Here is a 20,611-nt window from a genome sequence, read left to right as displayed (position 1 = left end):
TCTCGCGCTTCGGCAATCACGGGGCGTCGCTGTTCGAAGGGACCTACGGATGCGTCGCTTTTTACCCGTTCTGGGCCTGTGCTCTCTCTTGGCCGGCTGCACGGTGGTCGAGGGTCCCGCCTACCCCCCGGTCGGCCTCGCTCCCGATTCTTACCGGCCCCCTGTCACCCGCGGCTGCGAGAATTACGCGGACCAGACCGCCCGCAACACCTATGAGAATCTAAGCGATCCCGAAGACTCCTTCGGTGCCGACGCCTTCAACCAGCGCCGCGCCGAAGACGCAGGCGACCGCGCCTACGAGCGATGCCGCCAGGGTCGCCTGAACTGACGGTCACGGCGCACGGCCCCTGGCCGTGAACGACGCTCCGTCTCGCCCGCGACACGTCGCTCCGCCAACGCCGAAGGCTGCTTGCCCGGGTCCGGCGGACGGATCGCGTCCCTATCGTCGCGACGTCAGCCAGCCTGCTCGCTCGTTGGCAAACTCGAAGCATCCCGGCGTTGCTCGAACCCATGCGTTTCGGGCGCAGGAAACAGGGTCATCCGCAACCGTCCGACAGATCGTGACGAGCGGAACCGGCATCTCGCAAGCGCGGAAGACGCTTTCCGCAGCGCAGCGTGACAAGGCCGCGATGTCGGTTCAATCTTCCGGGCATCGCAAGGGAGGACGAGAATGTCGCGTTACAGAATTGAGACCGGAACCGTCGAGGGCCAGGATTGGGTTCCCGGACCGTTCCACGATGCGATCAACGCACTCAACGACCACGATGCGGTCCAGGCCGTCCGGGAAACCCTGTCACAGTCGGGTTTTGCCGATGGATGGGGCGACCATGCGCGCGTTCTCGATCCCGAGCGCCGCGAGATCGCGCGCGTGCCGCTGGATCGGTCCTTCTGGGAGCACTGAGGCTACAAGGCGCAACGCAGCGCGAGTTCAAGCACGCGGAACTTCAACAGGATCGTTTCGGAAGCAACGATCCTCGTCCAGCCATGCGGTGCCTCTGAAGGCCGCCGTTGGGACGCGCCCAATGCCCTGCAGCCGCACGACGCTTGGGGCGAACCGGCCATCGCAGGCGTGCTCAGCTCGTCGGGAACTCATCACGTCCGAGCCCCGCCTGTCTGGAATGGTCTGGACTGGCTTGAGTTCAGGGCGAGGGCTTGGCGAAGACGCGACCCATTCCCTCCATCCCGTCGTCAGCGCGCGCCGCCGAAACGCCCGGATCGTGAACTGCTGTCAGGACGCGCATCTGCAGGCGGCGCCGAGACTGGACTCTCGGCATCCGCCAGTCTCCTCAGGCTGCGCAGCCGAACGACCTGATCGCCGGTTGCATCACTCGCCATCACCACCTGGTCACGGCCGAGCGCCTTCGCGCGGTAGAGCGATCGGTCGACGCGTTCCATCAGCACATGGCCGGGTTCGCCGGGAACGTGATGCCCGGCGCCGATGCTGATCGTCACATGGGAAATGCCGTCGCTGCGGCCGGGATGCGGCGTCTGCAACGCGCGAACGGCTTGATGGAGGCGGTGGACGCCGGCCTCCAGCACCTGCGTGGTGTCGCCTTGGAGGATCGCCGCGAACTCCTCGCCGCCATAACGCGCCAGAAACCCCGTCCCGACGGCTGCGCGCAGAGAAGCCGCGACCCGGCGCAGGCATTCGTCGCCGAGCGCATGGCCGCCGAAATCGTTGTAGGTCTTGAAATGATCGACGTCGATGAAGGCCAGCAGGACGGCGTTATCGCTATCCGAACCCGCGAGCGTGCGCGCCAGTTCCGCATCGAAGGCTCGGCGATTGGGAATGCCCGTCAACGGATCGAGCGAGGCCAGCCGCTCCATCGAGGTGCGATCCGCCTCGCTTCGCCGCAGTTGCAAGTCGGCGCGAAGACGCATGAGGAAGCTTTCGCGTGCGGCCTCGTCCATCAGCCGGTTCGCCGCAAACGCAATGAACGCGATCAGCACCAGCCCGGCGAGAAACGGTCCGCCCGTGCCGCCGAGTTCGCCTGCCGCCATGAGCGAGGCAGCGGCCGAACAGAGCGCCAGACCCAGCGTCACGCACGCCGCCCTCTGCGGTAGGCAGAGCAGCGAACAGCCTGCGAACAGCAGCGTCAGTTCCAGTGGGCGCACTGCGACGAAGCCGGGATTGCCCAGCTTTCGATCAATGAGCGTCAGGATCGCGGTCAGAAGGAGATGACCGACGAGGGCGACCGCGACGGTTCGATCCATCAGGGTCGCCGATCCCGCATGCCCGACGGCCCTGCGGCACAACAGAATCAGGACTGCGGAGATCAGCACATGCAGGACGTCAAGCGGTCGCAGCGCACCGGCGACGTGGACGGAGTGAAGCAGCGAGATCATCGCGACGAGGATGAGGCCCATGCGCAGGAGCGCACGCACGGCGCAACGCCGGCGCTCGATCCGACTGGTGTCGTAGAGATGCTCGAGTTCTGGCGTAAAGCGCGCCCACCTCTGCCCAAGATGACTGATTTCGTCCTCGACGGTGGCCGCGAGACGATCGGTGGCCAAGTCCTCACGGCGCGGATCTCGGTCCGGCGTCATCCCGGGCATCGGACGCGCGGCAGGGCCGAGGAGATAGGCTGCTGCTAGGGTCATGACCACCACCTCGGGAGTCGGAGGCAGCGAATCGAACCGCCCGACAGAGCGAAGATCGTCGATGATGGTCAATGCACGGTTAGCGTATCATAATCGGTCCGGCTTCACGTGAAACATGATGAGCGAAAGCTTAACGCGCCTGCAGCGCCGCAACACCCTCGTCGCTCCGCCGCGAAGCTCATGCATGCTGGAGCCGATCCGGCGAACAGGAGTTCACCGGATCGGCTTGAGGTTTCGGTTTGCTGCATTGTCCTGACGTGAAAGCCCACCCGGCTTTCACTGGAAATGGTCTAGAGGTGGATCGGCTTGGCGAAGGCGGCGAAGGCGGCTTCGCGGACGGCCTCGGACATCGTCGGATGCGCGTGGCAGGTGCGCGCCAGATCCTCAGAGGAGCCGCCGAACTCCATCAGGACCGCCGCTTCCGCGATCATGTCGCCGGCGCCGAAGCCGAGGATGTGGACGCCGAGCACCCGGTCGGTCGTCGCATCCGCCAGCACCTTCACGAACCCGTCGGTGTGCAGCATGGCACGGCCGCGCCCGTTGGCCATGAAGGGGAACTTGCCGGCCTTGTAGGCGACGCCGTCCCGCTTCAGTTCGTCCTCGGTGTGGCCGATCGAGGCGATCTCGGGCGAGGTGTAGACCACCGAGGGGATGACGCCGTAGTTCACGTGGCCGGCCTGACCCGCCAGGATCTCGGCGAGCGCGATGCCCTCGTCCTCGGCCTTGTGCGCCAGCATCGGGCCCTTCACCACGTCGCCGATGGCGTAGATGCCCTCGACATTGGTGCGGTAATGCGTGTCGATCTCGACCCGGCCCGCCTTGTCGGTGGCAACGCCCGCCTCGGCCAGACCCAGCCCCTCTGTGAAGGGCTTGCGGCCGGTGGCGATGAGCACGACCTCGGCCTCCAGCGTCTCGGCCGCGCCGCCCTGGGCCGGCTCGAAGGTGACGCTGGCGCCGCTCTCGCTCTTCGTCACCGCCGTCACCTTGGCACCGAGCTTGAAGTGGAAGCCTTCCTTGACGAGCAGCTTCTGGAAGGCGGCCGAGACCTCGCTGTCCATCGGCCCGAGGATCTTGTCGAGATACTCGACCACCGTGACGCGGGCGCCGAGCCGCGACCAGACCGAGCCGAGCTCCAGACCGATGACGCCGCCGCCGACCACCACCATCGTCGCCGGCACCTTGGCGAGCGCGATCGCATCGTCGGAGGAGACGATCGTATCGTGATCGAAGGCGACGTCGAGGCCGGGAATGCCGGCGACCGCCGAGCCGGTGGCGATGCAGATCGCCTTCGTCTTCAGGGTGCGCGTCGAGCCGTCCTCGGCGCTCACCTCGACCTCGCCGGCACCCTTGATGCGGCCTGCGCCGGTGATCCCCTCGATCTTGTTCTTCTTGAACAGGAAGGCGACGCCGTCGACATTGGCCTTCACCGTCTTGTCCTTGTGGCCGAGCATCGTCGGCAGGTCGAGCTCGGGGCTCACCTTGATGCCGAGATCGGCGAAGGAATGGCCGGCTTCCGCGAACATCTCGGAGGCATGCAGCAGGGCCTTCGAGGGAATGCAGCCGACGTTGAGGCAGGTGCCGCCGTAGGTCGAGCGCTTTTCCACCACGGCGACCTTAAGGCCGAGCTGCGCGGCCTTGATCGCACAGACGTAGCCGCCGGGGCCGGAGCCGATGACGACGAGGTCGAAGACGAGGTCGGAGGAGTCAGCCATGGATCTACTTTTTGCTGGAAGGGAAAAGGGTCAGAGGAACCGGATGAGCATCATCACCAGACCGACCGCCGAGGCGAGCCAGACGAGCGACCGGATGTAGGGGACGCCGAAGATGTAGAGCGGGATATAGGCGATGCGCGCGGCGAACCAAAGCAGGGCGCCGGCCGCGCCGAGGCCGCCGGTGCGATCTGCGACGGCCAGACCCAGCGCCAGCGCGGCGAAGGCGGGAAAGGTCTCCTGGTAGTTTTTCAGCGCGCGTTCGGCGCGACCGGCGAACTTGCCGAGCGGCTGGGCATCGCCGTCGCGCGGGCCGGCATTCCAGCCGGTGCCGCGCTCGCGGGTCGCCAGTTGGCCCTGCAGGGTGATGTGGACGAAGAGCAGCACGATGGACCAGCCGAGCACGACGAGTTCGGTGGGAAGCGGCATTTCCATGGGATCAGACCTTCGATACAGCGCGATGCGCGGCGTTCATGCGGCCTGAGATAGGCTCGCCCACCGGATCGGACATGGCGGAAACCGTCATGGACCTCATGGCAGACCCTTGGCCGGGCAGGTCCCGGCGGCATCCGCGAAGCTCGCGGCGCTCGGCTCGAGCTTCGCCTTGACGATCCCGAGCGGGCGGAAGGGCGGCGTGATCTGGACGCCGGGCTGGACGAGGCGCAGCTCGTAGCAGCCGACATAGACCTGCCGGCCCCGGTCGGTCTCGGCCTCGATCGCGGCGGGCACCGAATAGAATGTCGAGCCGGCGGCCCCCTCCCCTGTGGCGCGCCCGAGCTTCAGGCGCACATGACGCGTGTCGGCATAGCCGGCGGCGAAGGCCTCGAAGGTCGGCCGGTCCGGCTCGTCGCGAAAGTAGGACCAGGCGCGCAGGTACTCGCGCCGCTCCACGGCGTTGTAGAGGCTCTCGATCACGGTTTCCGCACTCGATCGGTCGTCGCGATAGTCGGGCGGCGCGGTCTCCTGCGCCCCGGCGGGCGCGGTGATCGCCACGGCGATGACGGCGGCACGGACCGCGAGGGCGAGCGAGCGCATCACGGCAGGATCGCCCGGGCGCCGGAGACGTCGAGAATGGCACCGGTGGAATAGCTGGCCTCGTCCGAGAGGAGCCAGAGGATCGCCTGCGCCACCTCGTCCGCGGTGCCGGCGCGGCCCATCGGCAGCGAGGCGCCGACCTCCGCGACGCGGGTCGCCCATCCGCCGGAGGCGTGGATCTCGGTGTCGATGATGCCGGGGCGCACCGCACAGACGCGGATGCCGACATCGGCCACCTCGCGGGCGAGCCCCACCGTCATCGTGTCGATGGCGCCCTTGGCCGCGGCATAGTCGACATAGGAGCCGGCGCCGCCGAGCTTGGCGGCGGCCGAGGAGACGTTGACGATCGTGCCGCCCGGTCCGCCGCGCTCGAGCGACAGGCGAAGGATCGCCTCGCGGGCGCAGAGGAACGATCCCGTCAGGTTGATGCGGAACATGCGGTCGAGCCGATCGAGGCTCATCGCCTCGACGCGCGCCGGCGCATCGACGACGCCGGCATTGTTGACGAGCCCGGCGAGCGGCCCGAACCGGTCGGCCGCCTCGAAGAGGGCCAGAACGTCCGGCTCCGAGCCGACATCGGCGCGCACCGCGAGCGCCCGGCCGCCGCCGGCCTCGATCTCGCCCGCCAGCGCCGTGGCGGCGGCCTCGTTGGCGGCGTAGTTGACCACGACCGCAAAGCCGCGCGCAGCGGCCAGACGACAGGTCGCCGCGCCGATGCCGCGCGATCCGCCGGTGACGATGAGAACGCCGCGCTTAGCCATGCATGCGCTCCGTCGCGAGTTTGAGCCCCAGCCCGATGAACACGAAGCCGGTGACGCGCATGATCCAGCGCCCGGCGCGCAGGAACCCGTCGCGGATCGCGGGGATGGTGAAGAAGAACGAGACGCCCACGAACCAGAGGACGAGCGAGGCGGCCATCACCAGCCCGTATCCGGCCTTCACCGTGATCGGCGTCTGGAGGCTGACGAGAGAGGAGAAGAGCGAGAGGAAGAACACCACGGCCTTGGGGTTGAGGGCGTTGGTGACGAAGCCCATGGCGAAGGCTTTGGCGTCCGAGATCGGCTGCATCGAAGCAGACGCGAGGCCGGCGTCGGGGGCGATCGGCCGGTCGGCGTCCTTGAGCGAGCGGTAGCCGAGATAGAAGAGATAGGCCGCGCCGCACCATTTCACGATGGTGAAGGCGATGAGCGACTGAGAGACGATCAGGCCGAGCCCGAGAAGGGTGTAGCCGACGTGAAAGAGCAGCGAGGCGCCGAGGCCGAGGCTGGTCAGGACGGCGGCGCGCCGGCCGCGGGTGATGGACTGGCGCATGACGAGCGCGAGATCGGCGCCGGGAACCACGATCACCACCGAGAAGACCGCCATCAGCGTGGCGAGTTCGAGGAGATAGGGGCTCATGGCGGCTCCGTCGCTTGGCCGAAACTCCGGCTTCGAGCGCAAGGTTCAAGGTGGCCGCATCGCCCGCCCGCCAGGAACCTTGCGTGGACTGCGAATGTCGGACCGGCGCCGGCCGGGTGGTCGGCGCCGGACTGTTCAGCGGATCAGAGGTCGAGCACCAGACGCTCGGGATCCTCCAGCGAATCCTTGACGCGCACGAGGAAGGTCACCGCTTCCTTGCCGTCGACGATCCGATGATCGTAGGAGAGCGCCAGATACATCATCGGCCGGATCTCGACCTTGCCCCCGATCGCCACCGGGCGGTCCTGGATCTTGTGCATGCCCAGAATGCCGGACTGCGGCGCGTTGAGGATCGGGGTCGACATCAGCGAGCCGTAGACGCCGCCGTTCGAGATGGTGAAGGTGCCGCCCTGCATGTCGGAGACGCCGAGCTTGCCGTCGCGCGCCAGAAGGCCGAGGCGACCGATATCCTTCTCGATCTCGGCGATGGTCATCTGGTCGGCATCGCGCACCACCGGCACGACGAGGCCCTTCTCGGTGCCGACGGCGACGCCGATATGGGCGTAGTTCTTGTAGATGAGGTCGGTGCCGTCGATCTCCGCGTTGACCGCGGGGATCTCCTTCAGCGCATGGCAGACCGCCTTGGTGAAGAAGCCCATGAAGCCGAGCTTCACGCCGTGCTTCTTCTCGAAGAGGTCCTTGTACTTCTTGCGAAGCTCCATCACCGCCGTCATGTCCACCTCGTTGAAGGTGGTGAGCATGGCCGCGGTGTCCTGCGCGTCCTTGAGGCGACGCGCGATCGTCTGGCGAAGGCGCGTCATTTTCACGCGCTCTTCGCGCGCCTCGTCCGACTGCGAGGACGGCACGCGGGGCGCGGCCGGCGCCTTGGCGGCGGGAGCGCTGGCGGGCGTGCCCGACGGCGCGCCGCGGGCGATGGCTTCCAGCACGTCGCCCTTGAGAACCTGTCCGCGCTTGCCCGAGCCGTCGACGTCGCCGGCCTGCAGGCCCTTCTCGGTCATCAGCTTCTGCGCCGCAGGCGCGGCCGGCATGTCGTTGGAACCGGTGCCCGAGGGGATGGGCAGCGAGGTGTCGGAGCCCGACGAGGCGGCGGCCGGGCCGCCCGACGCATTGCCGTAGCCCTCGGTGGCACCGGACGCGGCGGCCTGTTGGCCGGCGCCCGAGGCGACGGGCTTTTCGGTCGGGGCCTTGGGGGCGGGCGCCGAACCGTCGCCGGCGCCGATCACCGCGATGAGCGCGCCGACCGCGACGGTCTCGCCTTCCTTCACCACGATCTCCTCGAGGATGCCGGCGGCGGGCGCGGGCACCTCGACCGTGACCTTATCGGTCTCGAGCTCGGCGATCGTCTCGTCCTGCTCGACGCGGTCCCCCGCCTTCTTGAACCACTGGCCGATCGTGGCCTCGGTGACGGATTCTCCCAGCGTCGGGACTTTGACTTCGGTGCTCATCGCTTGGCTCGTTCTCGAATGCGGAAAAGGAAATGGGTGGTTGGCGGGAAACGGGTCCGGGACCGGCGGCACGAGGCCGCCGATCCCGTCGGATCCCGGGTCAGGCCGTGGTGTCGCCGAGCGCGTCCTCGAGGAACGCCGCCAGCTGCGCGAGGTGCTTCGACATGGTGCCGACCGCCGGGGACGCCGCCGCCTGGCGCCCGGTGTAGCGCACGCGGCGCTTGTCGGTGCCGATGCGGTCGAGCACCCACTCCAGATAGGGATCGATGAAGCTCCAGGCGCCCATGTTCTTGGGCTCCTCCTGGCACCACACCATCTCGGCTTGGCGGAAGCGCGACAATTCGTTGATCAGCGCCTTGGCCGGGAACGGATAGAGCTGCTCGACGCGCAGGAGATAGATGTCGTCGATGCCACGCTTCTCGCGCTCCTCCAGAAGGTCGTAATAGACCTTGCCGGTGCACAGCACGACGCGGCGGATGTCCTTGTCCTTGACCAGCTTGATCGTGGTCGCGTCCTTCTTCATCTCCGCATCGTCCCAGAGGAGGCGGTGGAAGGACGTGTCGCCGGCCATCTCGGAAAGATCCGACACGGCGCGCTTGTGGCGCAGCAGGGATTTCGGCGTCATCAGGACCAGCGGCTTGCGGAAGTCGCGCTTCATCTGCCGGCGCAGGATGTGGAAGTAGTTTGCCGGGGTCGTGACGTTGGCGACCTGCATGTTGTCCTGCGCGCATTGCTGCAGGAAGCGCTCCAGGCGCGCCGAGGAGTGCTCGGGACCCTGGCCCTCGTAGCCGTGCGGCAGCAGCATCACGAGGCCGGACATGCGCAGCCACTTGGCCTCGCCCGACGAGATGAACTGGTCGATGACGACCTGCGCCCCGTTCACGAAGTCGCCGAACTGTGCCTCCCAGAGCGTCAGCGCGTTCGGCTCGGCGAGCGAATAGCCGTATTCGAAGCCGAGCACGGCCTCTTCCGAGAGCATCGAGTTGATGACCTCGTAGACTGCTTGACCCTTGGCGAGGTTCTGCAGCGGGATGTAGCGGTTCTCGTCGCGCTGGTCGTAGAGCACGGAGTGGCGCTGCGAGAAGGTGCCGCGTTCCGAGTCCTGACCCGACAGGCGCACCGGGGAGCCATCGGCGAGCAGCGTCGCGAAAGCAAGCGCCTCGCCGGTTGCCCAGTCGATCGCCTCGCCGGTGTCGATCGCCTTGGCGCGGTTGTCGAGGAAGCGCCCGATCGTCTTGTGGACCTCGAAGTCGGCGGGGATCTCGGTGAGCTTCTTGCCGAGGTCTTTCAGCGTCTTGATGGGCACGCCGGTGATGCCGCGGCGCGACTCGTCCTCGTCGTCGGCGCGGCGCATGCCCGACCAGGCGCCGTCGAGCCAGTCGGCCTTGTTGGGCTGGTAGGACTGACCGGCCTCGTACTCGGCCTCCAGATCGGCGCGCCATTCGGCCTTGCGGGCATCGACGTCGTCCTGCGTCAGGACGCCCTCGGCCACCAGCTTCTTGGCATAGATCTCCAGCGTCGAGGCATGCTCGCGGATGTTGCGATACATGATCGGCTGCGTGAAGCCGGGCTCGTCGCCCTCGTTATGGCCGAAGCGGCGGTAGCAGAACATGTCGATGACCACCGGCTTGTGGAAGGTCTGCCGGAACTCGGTGGCGATCTTGGCGGCATAGACCACGGCTTCCGGGTCGTCGCCGTTGACGTGGAAGATCGGCGCCTCGACGATCTTGGCGACGTCGGACGGATAGGGCGAGGAGCGCGAGAAGCGCGGGTTCGTGGTGAAGCCGATCTGGTTGTTGATGATGACGTGCACGGAGCCGCCGACGCGGTGGCCCTTCAGGCCCGACAGGCCGAAGCATTCGGCCACGACGCCCTGGCCGGCGAAGGCCGCGTCGCCGTGGATCAGCAGCGGCAGGACCTGGTTGCGGACCTCCTGCGGGACGACCTCGGTGCGCGTGCGCCCGACGATCGCGTCCTGCTTGGCGCGCGTCTTGCCGAGCACCACCGGGTTGACGATCTCGAGATGCGAGGGATTGGCGGTGAGCGAGAGGTGGACGGTGTTCTGGTCGAACTCGCGGTCCGACGAGGCACCCAGATGGTACTTCACGTCGCCCGAGCCCTCGACGTCCTCGGGCTTGTAGGAGCCGCCCTTGAACTCGTGGAAGATCGCGCGGCGCGGCTTGCCCATCACCTGCGCGAGCACGTTGAGGCGGCCGCGATGGGCCATGCCGAACACGATCTCCTTCACGCCGAGCTGACCGCCGCGCTTGATGATCTGCTCGAGCGCCGGGATCAGCGCCTCGCCGCCGTCGAGGCCGAAGCGCTTGGTGCCCTTGTACTTGACGTCGATGAACTTCTCGAAGCCCTCGGCCTCGATCAGCTTGTTGAGGATGGCCCGCTTGCCCTGCTCGGTGAAGGCGACGCCCTTGTCGGCACCCTCGATGCGCTCCTGAATCCACTGCTTCTCGGTGGGATTGGAGATGTGCATGAACTCGACGCCGATCGTCGAGCAGTAGGTGCGCGTCAGGATGTCGACCATCTGGCGGACGGTCGCGAACTCCATGCCGAGCACGTTGTCGATGTAGATCTTGCGATCGTAGTCGGCCTCAGTGAAGCCGTAGGCCTTCGGCGAGAGCTCGTTATAGTCCTCTTCCGGCTTGGCGATGCCGAGCGGGTCAAGCTGCGCGTGAAGATGGCCGCGCACGCGGAAGGCGCGGATGAGCATGAGAGCGCGCACCGAATCGCGCGTCGCCTGCAGGATGTCGGCGTCCGACACCTTGGCGGCGGGCGTCGCGGTGGCGGCCTTGTCGCGCAGCTTCTTCTCGACGCGGATCTCGGCTGTGCCCCAGTCGCCGTCGAGCGCCGAGACGAGCTCGCCATTGGCGGGGATGGGCCAGTTGGGCTTGGCCCAGGACGCGCCTTCCGCGCTCTTGCGCACGCTGGCCTTGTCGTCCTTGAGCGCGCCGAAGAAGTCCTGCCACTCGGCTGCGACGGAGGCGGGGTCGGCCTCGTAGGCCGCGTGCAGTTCCTCGATATAGTCGGCATTGCCGCCATAGAGGAACGAGGTCTGTGCGAAGGTTTCGTTCGCCGGATTGCGTGCCATGATCTCGATCATCGCGGCTCCCGCTTTGCCGGGCGCCGTCTCCTTGGGTTCTGAAACGTCAGGGGCCAGGGTGCCGAACATCCCGCTTGGGAAAACCGACGCCTCGACCGTTCACTCGAACGCGCCCGGCTCGTTCGCAGGGTCCGGCGGACCGGACCCTCCCGCCGAGGCCGGGCGGCCGGGCGGGTGCTTCGTGTGTCAAGCCAATCGGGCCTAAGAGAGGCCGACCGGGCTGCGTTGCCTCGTTCGCACCGGGTGGCGCGTCGCCGTGCCCCGCCCGGTGCGATGGGCGGCTCAGCCCTTGAGGACGTCGCTCAACGTCGTGCCGAGACGGGCCGGCGAGGGCGAGACGCGGATGCCCGCGGCCTCCATCGCCGCGATCTTCGACTCGGCATCGCCCTTGCCGCCCGACACCACTGCGCCGGCATGGCCCATCGTGCGACCCTTGGGCGCCGTGCGGCCGGCGATGAAGCCGACCATCGGCTTGGAGCGACCCTTCTTGGCCTCGTCGATGAGGAACTGCGCCGCGTCCTCCTCGGCCGAACCGCCGATCTCGCCGATCATGATGATCGACTTCGTCTCGTCGTCGGCGAGGAACATCTCGAGCACGTCGATGAACTCGGTGCCCTTCACCGGGTCGCCGCCGATTCCCACGGCCGTCGTCTGGCCGAGGCCCTCGTTGGTGGTCTGGAAGACCGCCTCGTAGGTCAACGTTCCCGAGCGCGAAACGATGCCGACATTTCCCTTCTTGAAGATCGAACCCGGCATGATGCCGATCTTGCACTCGTCCGGCGTCATGATGCCGGGGCAGTTGGGACCGAGCAGCCGGGACTTGGAACCCTCCAGCCGGCGCTTGACGCGCACCATGTCGAGCACCGGAATGCCTTCGGTGATGCAGGTGATGAACGGCACCTCGGCCTCGATCGCCTCGATGATGGCGTCGGCCGCGCCCGCGGGCGGCACGTAGATCACCGAGGCGTTGGCGCCCGTTCGCTCCTTGGCCTCCGCGACGGTGGCGTAGATCGGCAGGCTCTCGCCCTTGGCGCCCGTCCAGGTTTCGCCGCCCTTCTTGGGGTGGATGCCGGCGACCATCTGCGTGCCGTGATAGGCCAGCGCCTGCTCGGTGTGGAACGTGCCGGTCTTGCCGGTCAGGCCCTGCACGATGATCTTGGTGTTCTTGTCGACGAGAATAGACATAGAATAGTTCCAAGCGAATTATGTTCGGCCGCCGGCCGCGCTGTTACAAGATTGAAGCGTTGAGGCTTCATTGGTCAATTTCCGATCCCAGATATAATCCGAGATCCATTGCAAGTCGTTGTAAGCCCTATCGATCGCTGTCTGCACGCAAACCAACACAACCCTCATCCACCAAACTTCCCCGTCGGCTCCAGATCAGCAATGCCGTAACCGTTGTCATGAGACCTGACAGAAAAAAAGTGACCGCTATCGCCGCGCAGTTGAAATCTGAATCTTCGTCAAGAATGATGCTGCAAACGTCTAAAAACATCAGCGGATATGCTGCGATAGCAAATATGATCCCCAGCACACACGTTTCGTAAAGCCAGAGTCGACCCCGACATCTAATCCACTGAACTCTCCTCGCAACCCATCGCCAAAAGATCCAGATGATCGGCGATAGTATGAGGATCAGCTCTGCTAATACGTCGAGGTCGTTCACAAGAGTTCTAAATCAGCCGACCGCTGCGACGATCTTCTTGGCGGCGTCGTCGAGGTCGTCGGCGGCGGTGATGGCAAGGCCCGACTCGTTGAGGATCTTCTTGCCGAGCTCGACGTTCGTGCCCTCCAGACGCACCACCAGCGGGACCTTGAGCCCGACTTCCTTCACCGCGGCGACGACACCCTCGGCGATGACGTCGCACTTCATGATGCCGCCGAAGATGTTGACGAGGATGCCCTGCACCGCCGGATCAGCGGTGATGATCTTGAAGGCCGCCGCGACCTTCTCCTTGTTGGCGCCGCCGCCGACGTCGCAGAAGTTCGCCGGCTCCTTGCCGTAGAGCTTGATGATGTCCATCGTCGCCATGGCGAGGCCCGCGCCGTTGACCATGCAGCCGATATTGCCGTCGAGCGCGACATAGGCGAGGTCCCACTTGGAGGCCTCGATCTCCTTGGCGTCCTCTTCGGTCTCGTCGCGAAGCGCCTTCATGTCGTCGTGGCGGAACAGCGCGTTGCCGTCGAACGAGCACTTGGCGTCGAGGACGCGCAGGTGGCCGTCGGTCATGACGATCAGCGGATTGACCTCGAGGAGCGCCATGTCCTTCTCGGTGAAGGCCTTATAGAGCGCCGGGAAGAGCGACTTGCCGTCCTCGACCGCGACACCCTCGAGGCCATAAGCCTTGGTGATGGCGGCGACGTCGGCGTCGGTGACGCCGGCGGCGGGGTCGATCGCCACCGTGATGATCTTCTCGGGCGTGTCGTGCGCCACCGCCTCGATGTCCATGCCGCCTTCCGTCGAGACGACGAAGGCGACGCGCCCGACCGAGCGGTCGACGAGCAGCGAGAGGTAGAGTTCGCGCGAGATGTCGGCGCCGTCCTCGATGTAGAGGCGGTTCACCTGCTTGCCGGCGTCGCCGGTCTGGGCGGTGACGAGCGTGTTGCCGAGCATCTCCTTCGAGTGGGACACGGCCTCCTCGACGGACTTGGCGAGGCGCACGCCGCCCTTGGCGTCGGGGCCGAGTTCCTTGAACTTGCCCTTGCCGCGGCCGCCCGCGTGGATCTGCGACTTCACGACGTAGAGCGGGCCCGGCAGCTGCTTCGCCGCGGCCTCGGCCTCGGAGGCGCTGGTGATCGCGACGCCGGAGGCGACGGGCGCGCCGAAGCCCTTGAGAACCTGCTTGGCCTGATATTCGTGAATGTTCATCGGGTCATCTCGTTGATGCGGGATCGGGAAAATGGGGAAGGCGAGCGCGGGGACCCGCGAAGATGCCCGTCGGCGGGGCGCGATGCCGGGCCGGGCGTTGCGGTAGCGGCAGCCGTTGGGGAGCGCAGCGTCGATCGGGCGATCCGGGCCAGGGTCATGCCTTCCGCGTCGGTCTCGGCGCGTCCGGCGCCGGATCGCAAGATCCGTCGCGCATGCGCCTTTCGGTGCGGCTTCGACCGGCCTCGAGGCCGAGCCGACGCCGCGGCTTGGCCGCAGGGCATACAGGGACCCGATGACAATTTCAATTCAGGTTGCAGGCTGCGTGTTGTTTCAACCGGTTAGAGGAAGTGGGGCTTACGTAAAGGTCACATGCAAAGGGAAGCGGCATCAAGGGGAAACCCGCGGTAGCGGACCACGACATTTTTTTCGCCTTACCCAGCGTTCCGACATCCGCTCAGACGCGGAACCTCTGATCCGGAGCGCATCCGAGAACACTCCACCGTGAAGCGCAATCGCCGAAGGGGAACACAACCTTTACCCTCTGGCCCTACCGTTGCAGCGCAGCCAATCGGATCGTCGCCTCATCCCCATGCAGGACACCATCGCCTTTCTTCTCATGCTCGTCCACGGCGTGGGCCTGCTCGCGATCATCGCGATCCTGTTCGGTGTGCTCCAGCGCCGGCGGTTTTCGCATGGGCGCCAGGTGCTGCTCCTCGGGCTGCTCTTTGCCACCGCCGGCCTTCTGGTGATGCTGCGCCCCGTGCAGATCGTGCCCGGTGCGTTCGTCGACCTGCGCGGTCTCGTGGTGGGGCTGGCGGGCGCCTTTGGCGGCTGGCCGGCGGCGCTGATGACCGCGCTCGTGACCATCGCATACCGGATCCATCTCGGCGGCCACTACATTGCCGGCGGCATCAGCATCCTGATCGCGGCGGGCGCCGGCCTCCTCTGGCGGCGCGGCATGCGCGCACGCCGGGCGCCGGGCAGCCGCCATTTCATCCTGCTCGGCCTGATGATCGCGGCGCATTCGGTCTCGACGCTGATGGCGGCGGCGACCTGGGCGAACGGTCCGCTCATCGCGGTCCTGACGACGCTCACCTTCGCCTCGCTCGTGGGATCGCTGGCCTTCGGCAAGATGATCCAGCGCGAGATGCGGCTGATCGCGAGCGAGCGGATGCTGGCCGACGAAGCGTTGCAGGATCCGCTGACCGGGTTGTGGAACCGACGCGGCTTCGAGCGGCAATACATCGAGGCCCGCGCACAGGATCTGGACGCGCCGCTATCGCTGCTCCTCATCGACATCGACTTCTTCAAGCGCGTCAACGACACGTTCGGTCACGGCGTCGGGGACCGCGTGCTGGAAGCCACCGCGGCGACCCTCCTCGGCGCGCTGCGTCCGCTCGACCAGGCCTCGCGCCATGGCGGCGAGGAGTTCGCGGTGCTGCTGCCGCGCACCAACTCGGGCGACGCGCGCAAGGTCGCAGAGGGGCTCCGACGCGCGGTTGCGGCCATGTCGATCGACATGCCGGAAGGGCCGTCGGTGCAGATCACCGTCAGCATCGGCGTTTCCGTCTGCGGCGACGGGTGCTCCTCGCTGAAGCTCCTGTTCGAGACGGCGGACGCGCAGCTCTACCGCGCCAAGACCGGCGGCCGGAACCGGGTCGAGAGTCAGCCGACGGCCGATGCCCCCCTGCCGGGCTCGGCCTCCGGTTCGGTTTCATCCGCGATCGGCGAGCCCCGGCGCTTCGCCGCCTCCGTCAGGTAGTCGCCCGAGCGCATCTCGATCAGGCGCGACACCGTGCGGTCGAACTCAAAGGCCTCGGTTCCCGATCGCCCGCGATAGAGCGCGGTGGCGGGCGCGGCGGCCGAGACGACGATCCGACGATGCGCGTCGTAGAGCGTGTCGACGAGAAGGATGAAGCGCTTGGCTTCGTTGCGCTCGGCCTCCGCCATGACGGGCACGCCGTCGAGCATCACCGTGTCGAAGCGCCGTGCGAGTTCGAGATAGTCGGAGGCGCCGAGCGGGCGCTGCATCAGGTCGCGGAAGGCGAAGCGCGCGGCCCCGTTGCCGGCCTGCGGCACCGCGATGCGTCGGCCCGCCACGGTGAACTCGGACGGCGCATCGGGCGCGGTGCCCAGGATCGCCCGCCAGATCGCATCCATCCGCCGCTCGGCCTCGGGGCCCAGCGGCGTGACGTAGAGGCTCTCGCCCTCCACCGTTTCCGAGCGATAGTCGGTCGGCGCGTCGAGGAAGAAGATCTCGGAATGCGCCTTCAGGATCGTGACGAAGGGCAGGAAGAGCGGACGGTTCAGCCCATCGCGATAGAGGTCGTCGGGCGCGACGTTCGAGGTGGCGACGAGCACCAGCCCCTGCGCGAAGAGCGCATCGAAGAGGCGCGACAGGATCATCGCGTCGGCGATGTCGGTGACGGTGAACTCGTCGAAGCAGAGGAGCCGCGTCTCGGCGGCGATGGCGGCGGCCACCGGCGGGATCGGATCGTCGCCGCTCGCCGTTCCCGCCTTCACCGCGGCGCGGTGAGCGTTGATGCGGGCATGGGCTTCGCGCATGAACTCGTGGAAGTGCAGCCGCCGCTTGCGCCGCTCCGGGCAGAGCTGGAAGAACAGGTCCATCAGCATGGACTTGCCGCGCCCGACCCCACCGTGGATGTAGAGGCCGCGCGGGCTCTCCGGCTTGCCGCGCCGGCCGAACAGCCAGCCGAGCGCCGAGCCCTTCGAAACCAGCGCGGTGTCGTTGAGTTCGCGCCCTAGCTTGTCGAGCCGGTCGGCCAGCGCCGCCTGCACGCCGTCCGGCCGGATCTCGCCGGCCCGCACCCGGCGCTCGATCTCGGTGCGAACCGGCCCGCGCTCGCCGCCGACCGATCCGTAGCCGTGGTGACTGTCGGGCATGGCGTGGCCTATCTTGGGATTCGCGATGAAAGGCGCCGGAAGCCCGCGGCGACAGGCCGGCCTGCGGTCGACGCGCCGCCGGGCCAGCGTATCGGGCTGCAGGCGCTAGCCGGCCGCAACAAGACCGGCTCCCTGAAGGCCCGGCCTCGCTCCGAGCGCCAAGCCTCTAGCGGTAGAGGCTGACGGATTGGCCGCCGGACGTCGTGCCCTCGTAGCGCGTGCCGCCGGTGTTGTTCAGCGTCGCCACGGTGGAGCCGCCGGAATCCTTCAGCACGACCTGGTTGCCTGAAACGTCCCAGGCGGAAACGTCGGCGACCTGTCCGGGGCAGCCGCGCGAGGCCGCGCGGTAGCCGCCGGTCCACTGCGTCAGCGCCATGAAGATCTGGCAGTTGCCGCCGCCCGAGGTCACGCGCCAGGCGCCGACGAGGCCCTCGCGCGTCACCGGCGTGGCCGATGCGGTCTGGACGGGCGCGGCCGGGGTCGTGCCGGCCGCCGCGGCGGCGTCAACCGGCGGTGTGACGGGCGTCTGCACCACGGGGGCCGCCGGCGGCGGCGGCGGGGGCGGCAGCTGGTTGGCGTAGACCTGGCCCGTCGGCGCGGCGCGAAGCGGGGCGACGCCGCCACCCATGGTGCCGCCGCCCGCCATCGGCATCGTCTGGTTGCAGCCGGCCAGCGTCACCGCCGCCACGAGCGCCAGCCCGGTTCTCGCCCGCAGGCGCGTCGTCGTCCAAAGGGTCATCGGGCCCGTTCCTCGTTCAGCCGCCGGCTCGACGCCCGCCGGCAGGCGCGGCAGCGTCGCATCATCGTCTTTTTAAAGAGGACGTTCACCACGATCCGCAAGCGCCGCCCCGCGGATTTCCCGTTTGCCCCACCGATTGTGTCCGCGGGGACACGAAGCGTGAAGCCATTGGCGCGCAAGCGCTGGCCTCAGGTGACCGGTTCGGGCTTCAGTTCGGCGTCGAGATCGACGAGCGGGCGCTGGAAGTCGCCGGTCTCGTGATCCATCGCCCAGAGCTCGGCGGTGGAGATGTCGAACCAGGCGCCGTGGAGGGTCAGTTCGCCCGCCGCCTCGCGCGCCGCGACGTAGGGGAAGGAGCGAAGGTTGGCGATCGAGGTGCGGATCGAGATGCGCTCCAGCGCGGTCTGGCGCTCGGCCGCGGTCATCAGGTCGTTGGCCGCCACCGCCTGCGCCACCGGCTCGACGATGCTCATCCACTTGCCGATGAAGTCGCCCGGCGAGAGCGGCACGGCCTTCGGGTCGAGCGCCGCCTTGATGCCACCGCAGCGCCCGTGGCCCATCACCACGACATGGCGGACCTTCAGCGCCTGCACGGCGAATTCCAGCGCCGCCGAGGTGCCGTGGAAGTCGCCGTCGGGATTGTAGGGCGGCACGAGATTGGCGACGTTGCGCACCACGAAGAGTTCGCCCGCCCCGGCGCCGAAGATCGTCTCGGGCGCGGCGCGCGAATCGCAGCAGGCGATGACCATGGTCTCGGGGCTCTGGCCGTCGCGCGCCAGCGACCGGTAGCGCTGCGTCTCGGCGAGATAGCGACCCTCGACGAACGAGCGGTAGCCCTCGAGAAGGTGATCGGGAAGCAGGGTCATCGGCGCGCTCCAACAGTCCGTTCGAACCCTTCTAAACGGATTTCTTCGCATCTGCACAGTCGCCCGTGGTCCGCTCTCGGTGCGCGACCGGGATGGGCCGGCCGATCAGGCCCGGATCGTCACCGGCAGGCCGTGAGCGTCGCGTCCCGGCGGATCGGGAAAGGCCCGCGCGGTGCCCGCCCGGATGCGGCGCGCGACGAGAAGCATAGCACAGGCGTCGAGCCGGTCGTCCTCGCGGGCCGGTCGCGGCACCGGGGCGACGAGAAGCGCCGGCGGCAGATCGTTCGAGAGGAGCAGCGCCCGGCGCTCCGCCAGGCCGGGCGCGAAGACCTGGCCCCGGACCTTCTTCGGCTGCGCCATCGCGGCGCCGCCGTTCAGCATCGCGAAGGCAAGCTCGGGATGACTCTCGTGGACGCGGTTCGCGAGCGCCGGATCGGCGCGCAGCAGCCGGTCGATCTCGAGGATCTTGGGAAACAGCATGAAGCCCTGCCGCGAGACGCCGCGCGGCGGATCCGACAGCGTGCGCGCCAACTCCGACGCCCGGCGATGGGCGAGCGCGCGCGCCTCGCCGTCCTCGTGCGGGCCGGGATCGATCTCGACCGCGGCGCGTGCGGGAATCGAGAAGACGCTGGACTGTCTCGGGCCGAGATGCGGCCGGGCGGCCTGCTCGGCGGCGCGGCCGGGCCCGTCGATACGCTCGGGCAGGCCAATCGGCATGTCCACCGCGACGATCGCTTCCGGGCGGAGCGCGGCGAGGAGATCGGCGAAGGCGGGAAAGACGGCGAGCGCCGTCCGCCCGTCCGCCGCCTCGGTCGCGGCGATCCAGGCGCCGGGACAGCCGTCGACGCCGGCCAGCACCGCGCCGTCCGCCATCCCGTCCATCGGCGTCAGGCCCGCCGGTTGCCGCCGGGCATGGAGAGCCGGCGCATCTGGACCATCGCCATCGGCGTCTTCAGGCTGTCGGCGTCGGTCTCCAGCGTCAACTCGTCCTTGCCGCGCTTGGTGGTGCGCGCCAGGATCTCGAACACCGCCGCCGTGGTGGATTGCAGCGCCTTCTCGCCGCGCACGCCCGCCAGCCGGCGCGCCAGGAACACCGCGCCGGTGAGGTCGCCGAGCCCGTTCGGCACACCCTCGATGCGCCGATGCTCGGCGAGGATCGCCGCGCCGTCCTCGACGAGGAGATTGCCGATGCCCCCGCGCAGGAACGGAAAGGCCGAGGTGACGACGACGCTCGATGGTCCGAGCGCGCTCGCGCCCTCCACCAGCTGGGCGTTGTCGGCGAACTCCAGCCCGGTGAGGAATTCCAGCTCGAACCGGTTGGGCACGGCGATGTCGGCGCGCGGGATGAGGAGATCGCGGATGGCGACCAGCGTCGCCTCCGGCTGGTAGAGCCGGCCGCCCTCCTCGCCTCCCTCTCCCTCTCGCGCCCCTCCCTCTGGCTTGTCGCCGAGCACGGGATCGCAGAGGAAGATCGCCTGCGGGTTGACGCGCTTCACCGCATCGACGAGCGCGGCCGCCGCCTCCACCTGTTTCGGCGCGCCGAAGTAGCCTGTGATGACCGCGCCTACCTCTCCGAGCCAGGGCGAGCGCGCGAGATCCGCGCAGAAGGCGGCGAAGGCCTCGGGCTCGGGCAGGATACGCGTCGAGGGTCCGTGGCCGGGATGCCAGGGCAGCGTCACGGTCGGCACCGACCAGACGGGATAGCCGAGCGATTCCAGCGCGAAGACGGTGGCGCGATTGCCCACCGTGCCGCGCGCCACGTGCGAGGAGATCGAGATGACGGCCTGCTTGTCGGCCGGTGGCGGGACTTGGGACATCGGGGAGGGTTCGATCCGTGGCCCCGCGAGTTCGGCCGGGCGAGAGAGGCGGGCGAGGAAGAGCGGAAGGAGAAGCGCGGGTGGGACGAAGG

The 20,611-nt window shown here is 67.9% G+C and carries 19 protein-coding genes; 4 read left to right on the top strand and 15 right to left on the bottom strand.

Annotation, left to right across the window (positions count from 1 at the left end; genetic code table 11):
* Positions 1 to 49: 49 nt before the first annotated feature.
* Together AUL33_RS14675 and AUL33_RS14670 are read left to right on the top strand one after the other, a co-directional pair.
* Positions 50 to 328: a hypothetical protein gene (locus tag AUL33_RS14675; RefSeq protein ID WP_062209603.1), complete on the top strand. Its 279-nt coding sequence runs from the start codon at positions 50 to 52 to the stop codon at positions 326 to 328.
* A 342-nt stretch (positions 329 to 670) separates the two neighbouring features.
* A complete protein-coding gene (locus AUL33_RS14670) occupies positions 671 to 901 on the top strand; it encodes a hypothetical protein (RefSeq protein ID WP_062209600.1) in 231 nt (76 codons plus the stop codon).
* Between the two features lie 287 nt (positions 902 to 1,188).
* Here the strand turns inward: AUL33_RS14670 and AUL33_RS14665 are convergent, their stop codons facing one another.
* Complete coding sequence (locus AUL33_RS14665; protein ID WP_192843193.1) at positions 1,189 to 2,214, bottom strand: GGDEF domain-containing protein; 1,026 nt, start codon at positions 2,212 to 2,214, stop codon at positions 1,189 to 1,191.
* Here AUL33_RS14665 and AUL33_RS22535 point away from each other — a divergent pair.
* Complete coding sequence (locus AUL33_RS22535; protein ID WP_192843192.1) at positions 2,179 to 2,595, top strand: hypothetical protein; 417 nt, start codon at positions 2,179 to 2,181, stop codon at positions 2,593 to 2,595. The two genes, AUL33_RS14665 and AUL33_RS22535, sit on opposite strands and share 36 nt — an antisense overlap.
* A gap of 296 nt (positions 2,596 to 2,891) precedes the next feature.
* Here the strand turns inward: AUL33_RS22535 and lpdA are convergent, their stop codons facing one another.
* From lpdA to sucC, 9 genes are all read right to left on the bottom strand, one after another.
* A complete protein-coding gene (lpdA, locus tag AUL33_RS14660; protein ID WP_062209593.1) occupies positions 2,892 to 4,313 on the bottom strand; it encodes a dihydrolipoyl dehydrogenase in 1,422 nt (473 codons plus the stop codon).
* A gap of 30 nt (positions 4,314 to 4,343) precedes the next feature.
* The gene (locus AUL33_RS14655) at positions 4,344 to 4,745 is read right to left on the bottom strand and encodes an MAPEG family protein (protein WP_062209590.1); all 402 of its coding nucleotides are present in this window, start codon (positions 4,743 to 4,745) and stop codon (positions 4,344 to 4,346) included.
* A gap of 96 nt (positions 4,746 to 4,841) precedes the next feature.
* A complete protein-coding gene (locus AUL33_RS14650; protein ID WP_062209586.1) occupies positions 4,842 to 5,345 on the bottom strand; it encodes a hypothetical protein in 504 nt (167 codons plus the stop codon).
* Positions 5,345 to 6,106 carry an SDR family oxidoreductase gene (locus AUL33_RS14645; protein ID WP_062209584.1) on the bottom strand — a complete coding sequence of 254 codons (762 nt, stop codon included), beginning with the start codon at positions 6,104 to 6,106 and terminating at the stop codon, positions 5,345 to 5,347. The genes AUL33_RS14650 and AUL33_RS14645 overlap by 1 nt, the downstream gene beginning before the upstream one ends.
* Positions 6,099 to 6,743 (bottom strand): LysE family transporter, encoded by a 645-nt coding sequence (locus AUL33_RS14640; protein ID WP_062209581.1) that lies wholly within the window; start codon positions 6,741 to 6,743, stop codon positions 6,099 to 6,101. Before AUL33_RS14640 ends, AUL33_RS14645 begins: the two co-directional genes overlap by 8 nt.
* Positions 6,744 to 6,886: 143 nt before the next feature.
* The gene (gene odhB, locus AUL33_RS14635; protein WP_062209578.1) at positions 6,887 to 8,209 is read right to left on the bottom strand and encodes a 2-oxoglutarate dehydrogenase complex dihydrolipoyllysine-residue succinyltransferase; all 1,323 of its coding nucleotides are present in this window, start codon (positions 8,207 to 8,209) and stop codon (positions 6,887 to 6,889) included.
* A gap of 100 nt (positions 8,210 to 8,309) precedes the next feature.
* Complete coding sequence (locus AUL33_RS14630) at positions 8,310 to 11,312, bottom strand: 2-oxoglutarate dehydrogenase E1 component (RefSeq protein WP_062209636.1); 3,003 nt, start codon at positions 11,310 to 11,312, stop codon at positions 8,310 to 8,312.
* Positions 11,313 to 11,606: 294 nt separating this feature from the next.
* On the bottom strand, positions 11,607 to 12,509 hold the full coding sequence (gene sucD / locus AUL33_RS14625; RefSeq protein ID WP_062209576.1) for a succinate--CoA ligase subunit alpha: 903 nt from the start codon (positions 12,507 to 12,509) through the stop codon (positions 11,607 to 11,609).
* 493 nt (positions 12,510 to 13,002) lie between these two features.
* On the bottom strand, positions 13,003 to 14,193 hold the full coding sequence (sucC, locus tag AUL33_RS14620; protein ID WP_062209573.1) for an ADP-forming succinate--CoA ligase subunit beta: 1,191 nt from the start codon (positions 14,191 to 14,193) through the stop codon (positions 13,003 to 13,005).
* 589 nt (positions 14,194 to 14,782) lie between these two features.
* Between sucC and AUL33_RS14615 the strand changes: the two genes are divergently transcribed.
* Entirely contained in the window at positions 14,783 to 15,955 is a 1,173-nt protein-coding gene (locus AUL33_RS14615) for a diguanylate cyclase (RefSeq protein WP_062209570.1), read from the top strand.
* Here AUL33_RS14615 and zapE read toward each other — a convergent pair.
* The 5 genes from zapE to pdxY all read right to left on the bottom strand — a co-directional run bounded on the left by zapE (position 15,859) and on the right by pdxY (position 20,519).
* Complete coding sequence (gene zapE / locus AUL33_RS14610; RefSeq protein WP_082652609.1) at positions 15,859 to 17,097, bottom strand: cell division protein ZapE; 1,239 nt, start codon at positions 17,095 to 17,097, stop codon at positions 15,859 to 15,861. The two genes, AUL33_RS14615 and zapE, sit on opposite strands and share 97 nt — an antisense overlap.
* A 166-nt stretch (positions 17,098 to 17,263) precedes the next feature.
* Complete coding sequence (locus AUL33_RS14605) at positions 17,264 to 17,836, bottom strand: protease inhibitor Inh/omp19 family protein (protein WP_062209566.1); 573 nt, start codon at positions 17,834 to 17,836, stop codon at positions 17,264 to 17,266.
* A gap of 188 nt (positions 17,837 to 18,024) precedes the next feature.
* The gene (locus tag AUL33_RS14600; protein ID WP_062209563.1) at positions 18,025 to 18,702 is read right to left on the bottom strand and encodes a carbonic anhydrase; all 678 of its coding nucleotides are present in this window, start codon (positions 18,700 to 18,702) and stop codon (positions 18,025 to 18,027) included.
* 105 nt (positions 18,703 to 18,807) lie between these two features.
* Positions 18,808 to 19,575 carry a DUF429 domain-containing protein gene (locus AUL33_RS14595; RefSeq protein WP_062209560.1) on the bottom strand — a complete coding sequence of 256 codons (768 nt, stop codon included), beginning with the start codon at positions 19,573 to 19,575 and terminating at the stop codon, positions 18,808 to 18,810.
* Between the two features lie 14 nt (positions 19,576 to 19,589).
* On the bottom strand, positions 19,590 to 20,519 hold the full coding sequence (pdxY, locus tag AUL33_RS14590; protein WP_062209633.1) for a pyridoxal kinase: 930 nt from the start codon (positions 20,517 to 20,519) through the stop codon (positions 19,590 to 19,592).
* Between the last annotated feature and the right edge of the window lie 92 nt (positions 20,520 to 20,611).

The sequence above is a fragment of the Aureimonas sp. AU12 genome, from assembly GCF_001463705.1.
In the GTDB taxonomy this organism is placed as follows: domain Bacteria; phylum Pseudomonadota; class Alphaproteobacteria; order Rhizobiales; family Rhizobiaceae; genus Aureimonas.
This window is presented reverse-complemented; position numbering and strand designations above follow the sequence as displayed.

Bases quoted from the DNA above. Each gene is read 5' to 3' on its own strand.
- AUL33_RS14675 (WP_062209603.1), top strand. From the start codon at position 50: ATGCGTCGCTTTTTACCCGTTCTGGGCCTGTGCTCTCTCTTGGCCGGC.
- AUL33_RS14670 (WP_062209600.1), top strand. From the start codon at position 671: ATGTCGCGTTACAGAATTGAGACCGGAACCGTCGAGGGCCAGGATTGG.
- AUL33_RS22535 (WP_192843192.1), top strand. From the start codon at position 2,179: ATGACCGACGAGGGCGACCGCGACGGTTCGATCCATCAGGGTCGCCGA.
- AUL33_RS14665 (WP_192843193.1), bottom strand. From the start codon at position 2,214: ATGGATCGAACCGTCGCGGTCGCCCTCGTCGGTCATCTCCTTCTGACC.
- lpdA (WP_062209593.1), bottom strand. From the start codon at position 4,313: ATGGCTGACTCCTCCGACCTCGTCTTCGACCTCGTCGTCATCGGCTCC.
- AUL33_RS14655 (WP_062209590.1), bottom strand. From the start codon at position 4,745: ATGGAAATGCCGCTTCCCACCGAACTCGTCGTGCTCGGCTGGTCCATC.
- AUL33_RS14650 (WP_062209586.1), bottom strand. From the start codon at position 5,345: ATGCGCTCGCTCGCCCTCGCGGTCCGTGCCGCCGTCATCGCCGTGGCG.
- AUL33_RS14645 (WP_062209584.1), bottom strand. From the start codon at position 6,106: ATGGCTAAGCGCGGCGTTCTCATCGTCACCGGCGGATCGCGCGGCATC.
- AUL33_RS14640 (WP_062209581.1), bottom strand. From the start codon at position 6,743: ATGAGCCCCTATCTCCTCGAACTCGCCACGCTGATGGCGGTCTTCTCG.
- odhB (WP_062209578.1), bottom strand. From the start codon at position 8,209: ATGAGCACCGAAGTCAAAGTCCCGACGCTGGGAGAATCCGTCACCGAG.
- AUL33_RS14630 (WP_062209636.1), bottom strand. From the start codon at position 11,312: ATGGCACGCAATCCGGCGAACGAAACCTTCGCACAGACCTCGTTCCTC.
- sucD (WP_062209576.1), bottom strand. From the start codon at position 12,509: ATGTCTATTCTCGTCGACAAGAACACCAAGATCATCGTGCAGGGCCTG.
- sucC (WP_062209573.1), bottom strand. From the start codon at position 14,193: ATGAACATTCACGAATATCAGGCCAAGCAGGTTCTCAAGGGCTTCGGC.
- AUL33_RS14615 (WP_062209570.1), top strand. From the start codon at position 14,783: ATGCAGGACACCATCGCCTTTCTTCTCATGCTCGTCCACGGCGTGGGC.
- zapE (WP_082652609.1), bottom strand. From the start codon at position 17,097: ATGCCCGACAGTCACCACGGCTACGGATCGGTCGGCGGCGAGCGCGGG.
- AUL33_RS14605 (WP_062209566.1), bottom strand. From the start codon at position 17,836: ATGACCCTTTGGACGACGACGCGCCTGCGGGCGAGAACCGGGCTGGCG.
- AUL33_RS14600 (WP_062209563.1), bottom strand. From the start codon at position 18,702: ATGACCCTGCTTCCCGATCACCTTCTCGAGGGCTACCGCTCGTTCGTC.
- AUL33_RS14595 (WP_062209560.1), bottom strand. From the start codon at position 19,575: ATGGCGGACGGCGCGGTGCTGGCCGGCGTCGACGGCTGTCCCGGCGCC.
- pdxY (WP_062209633.1), bottom strand. From the start codon at position 20,519: ATGTCCCAAGTCCCGCCACCGGCCGACAAGCAGGCCGTCATCTCGATC.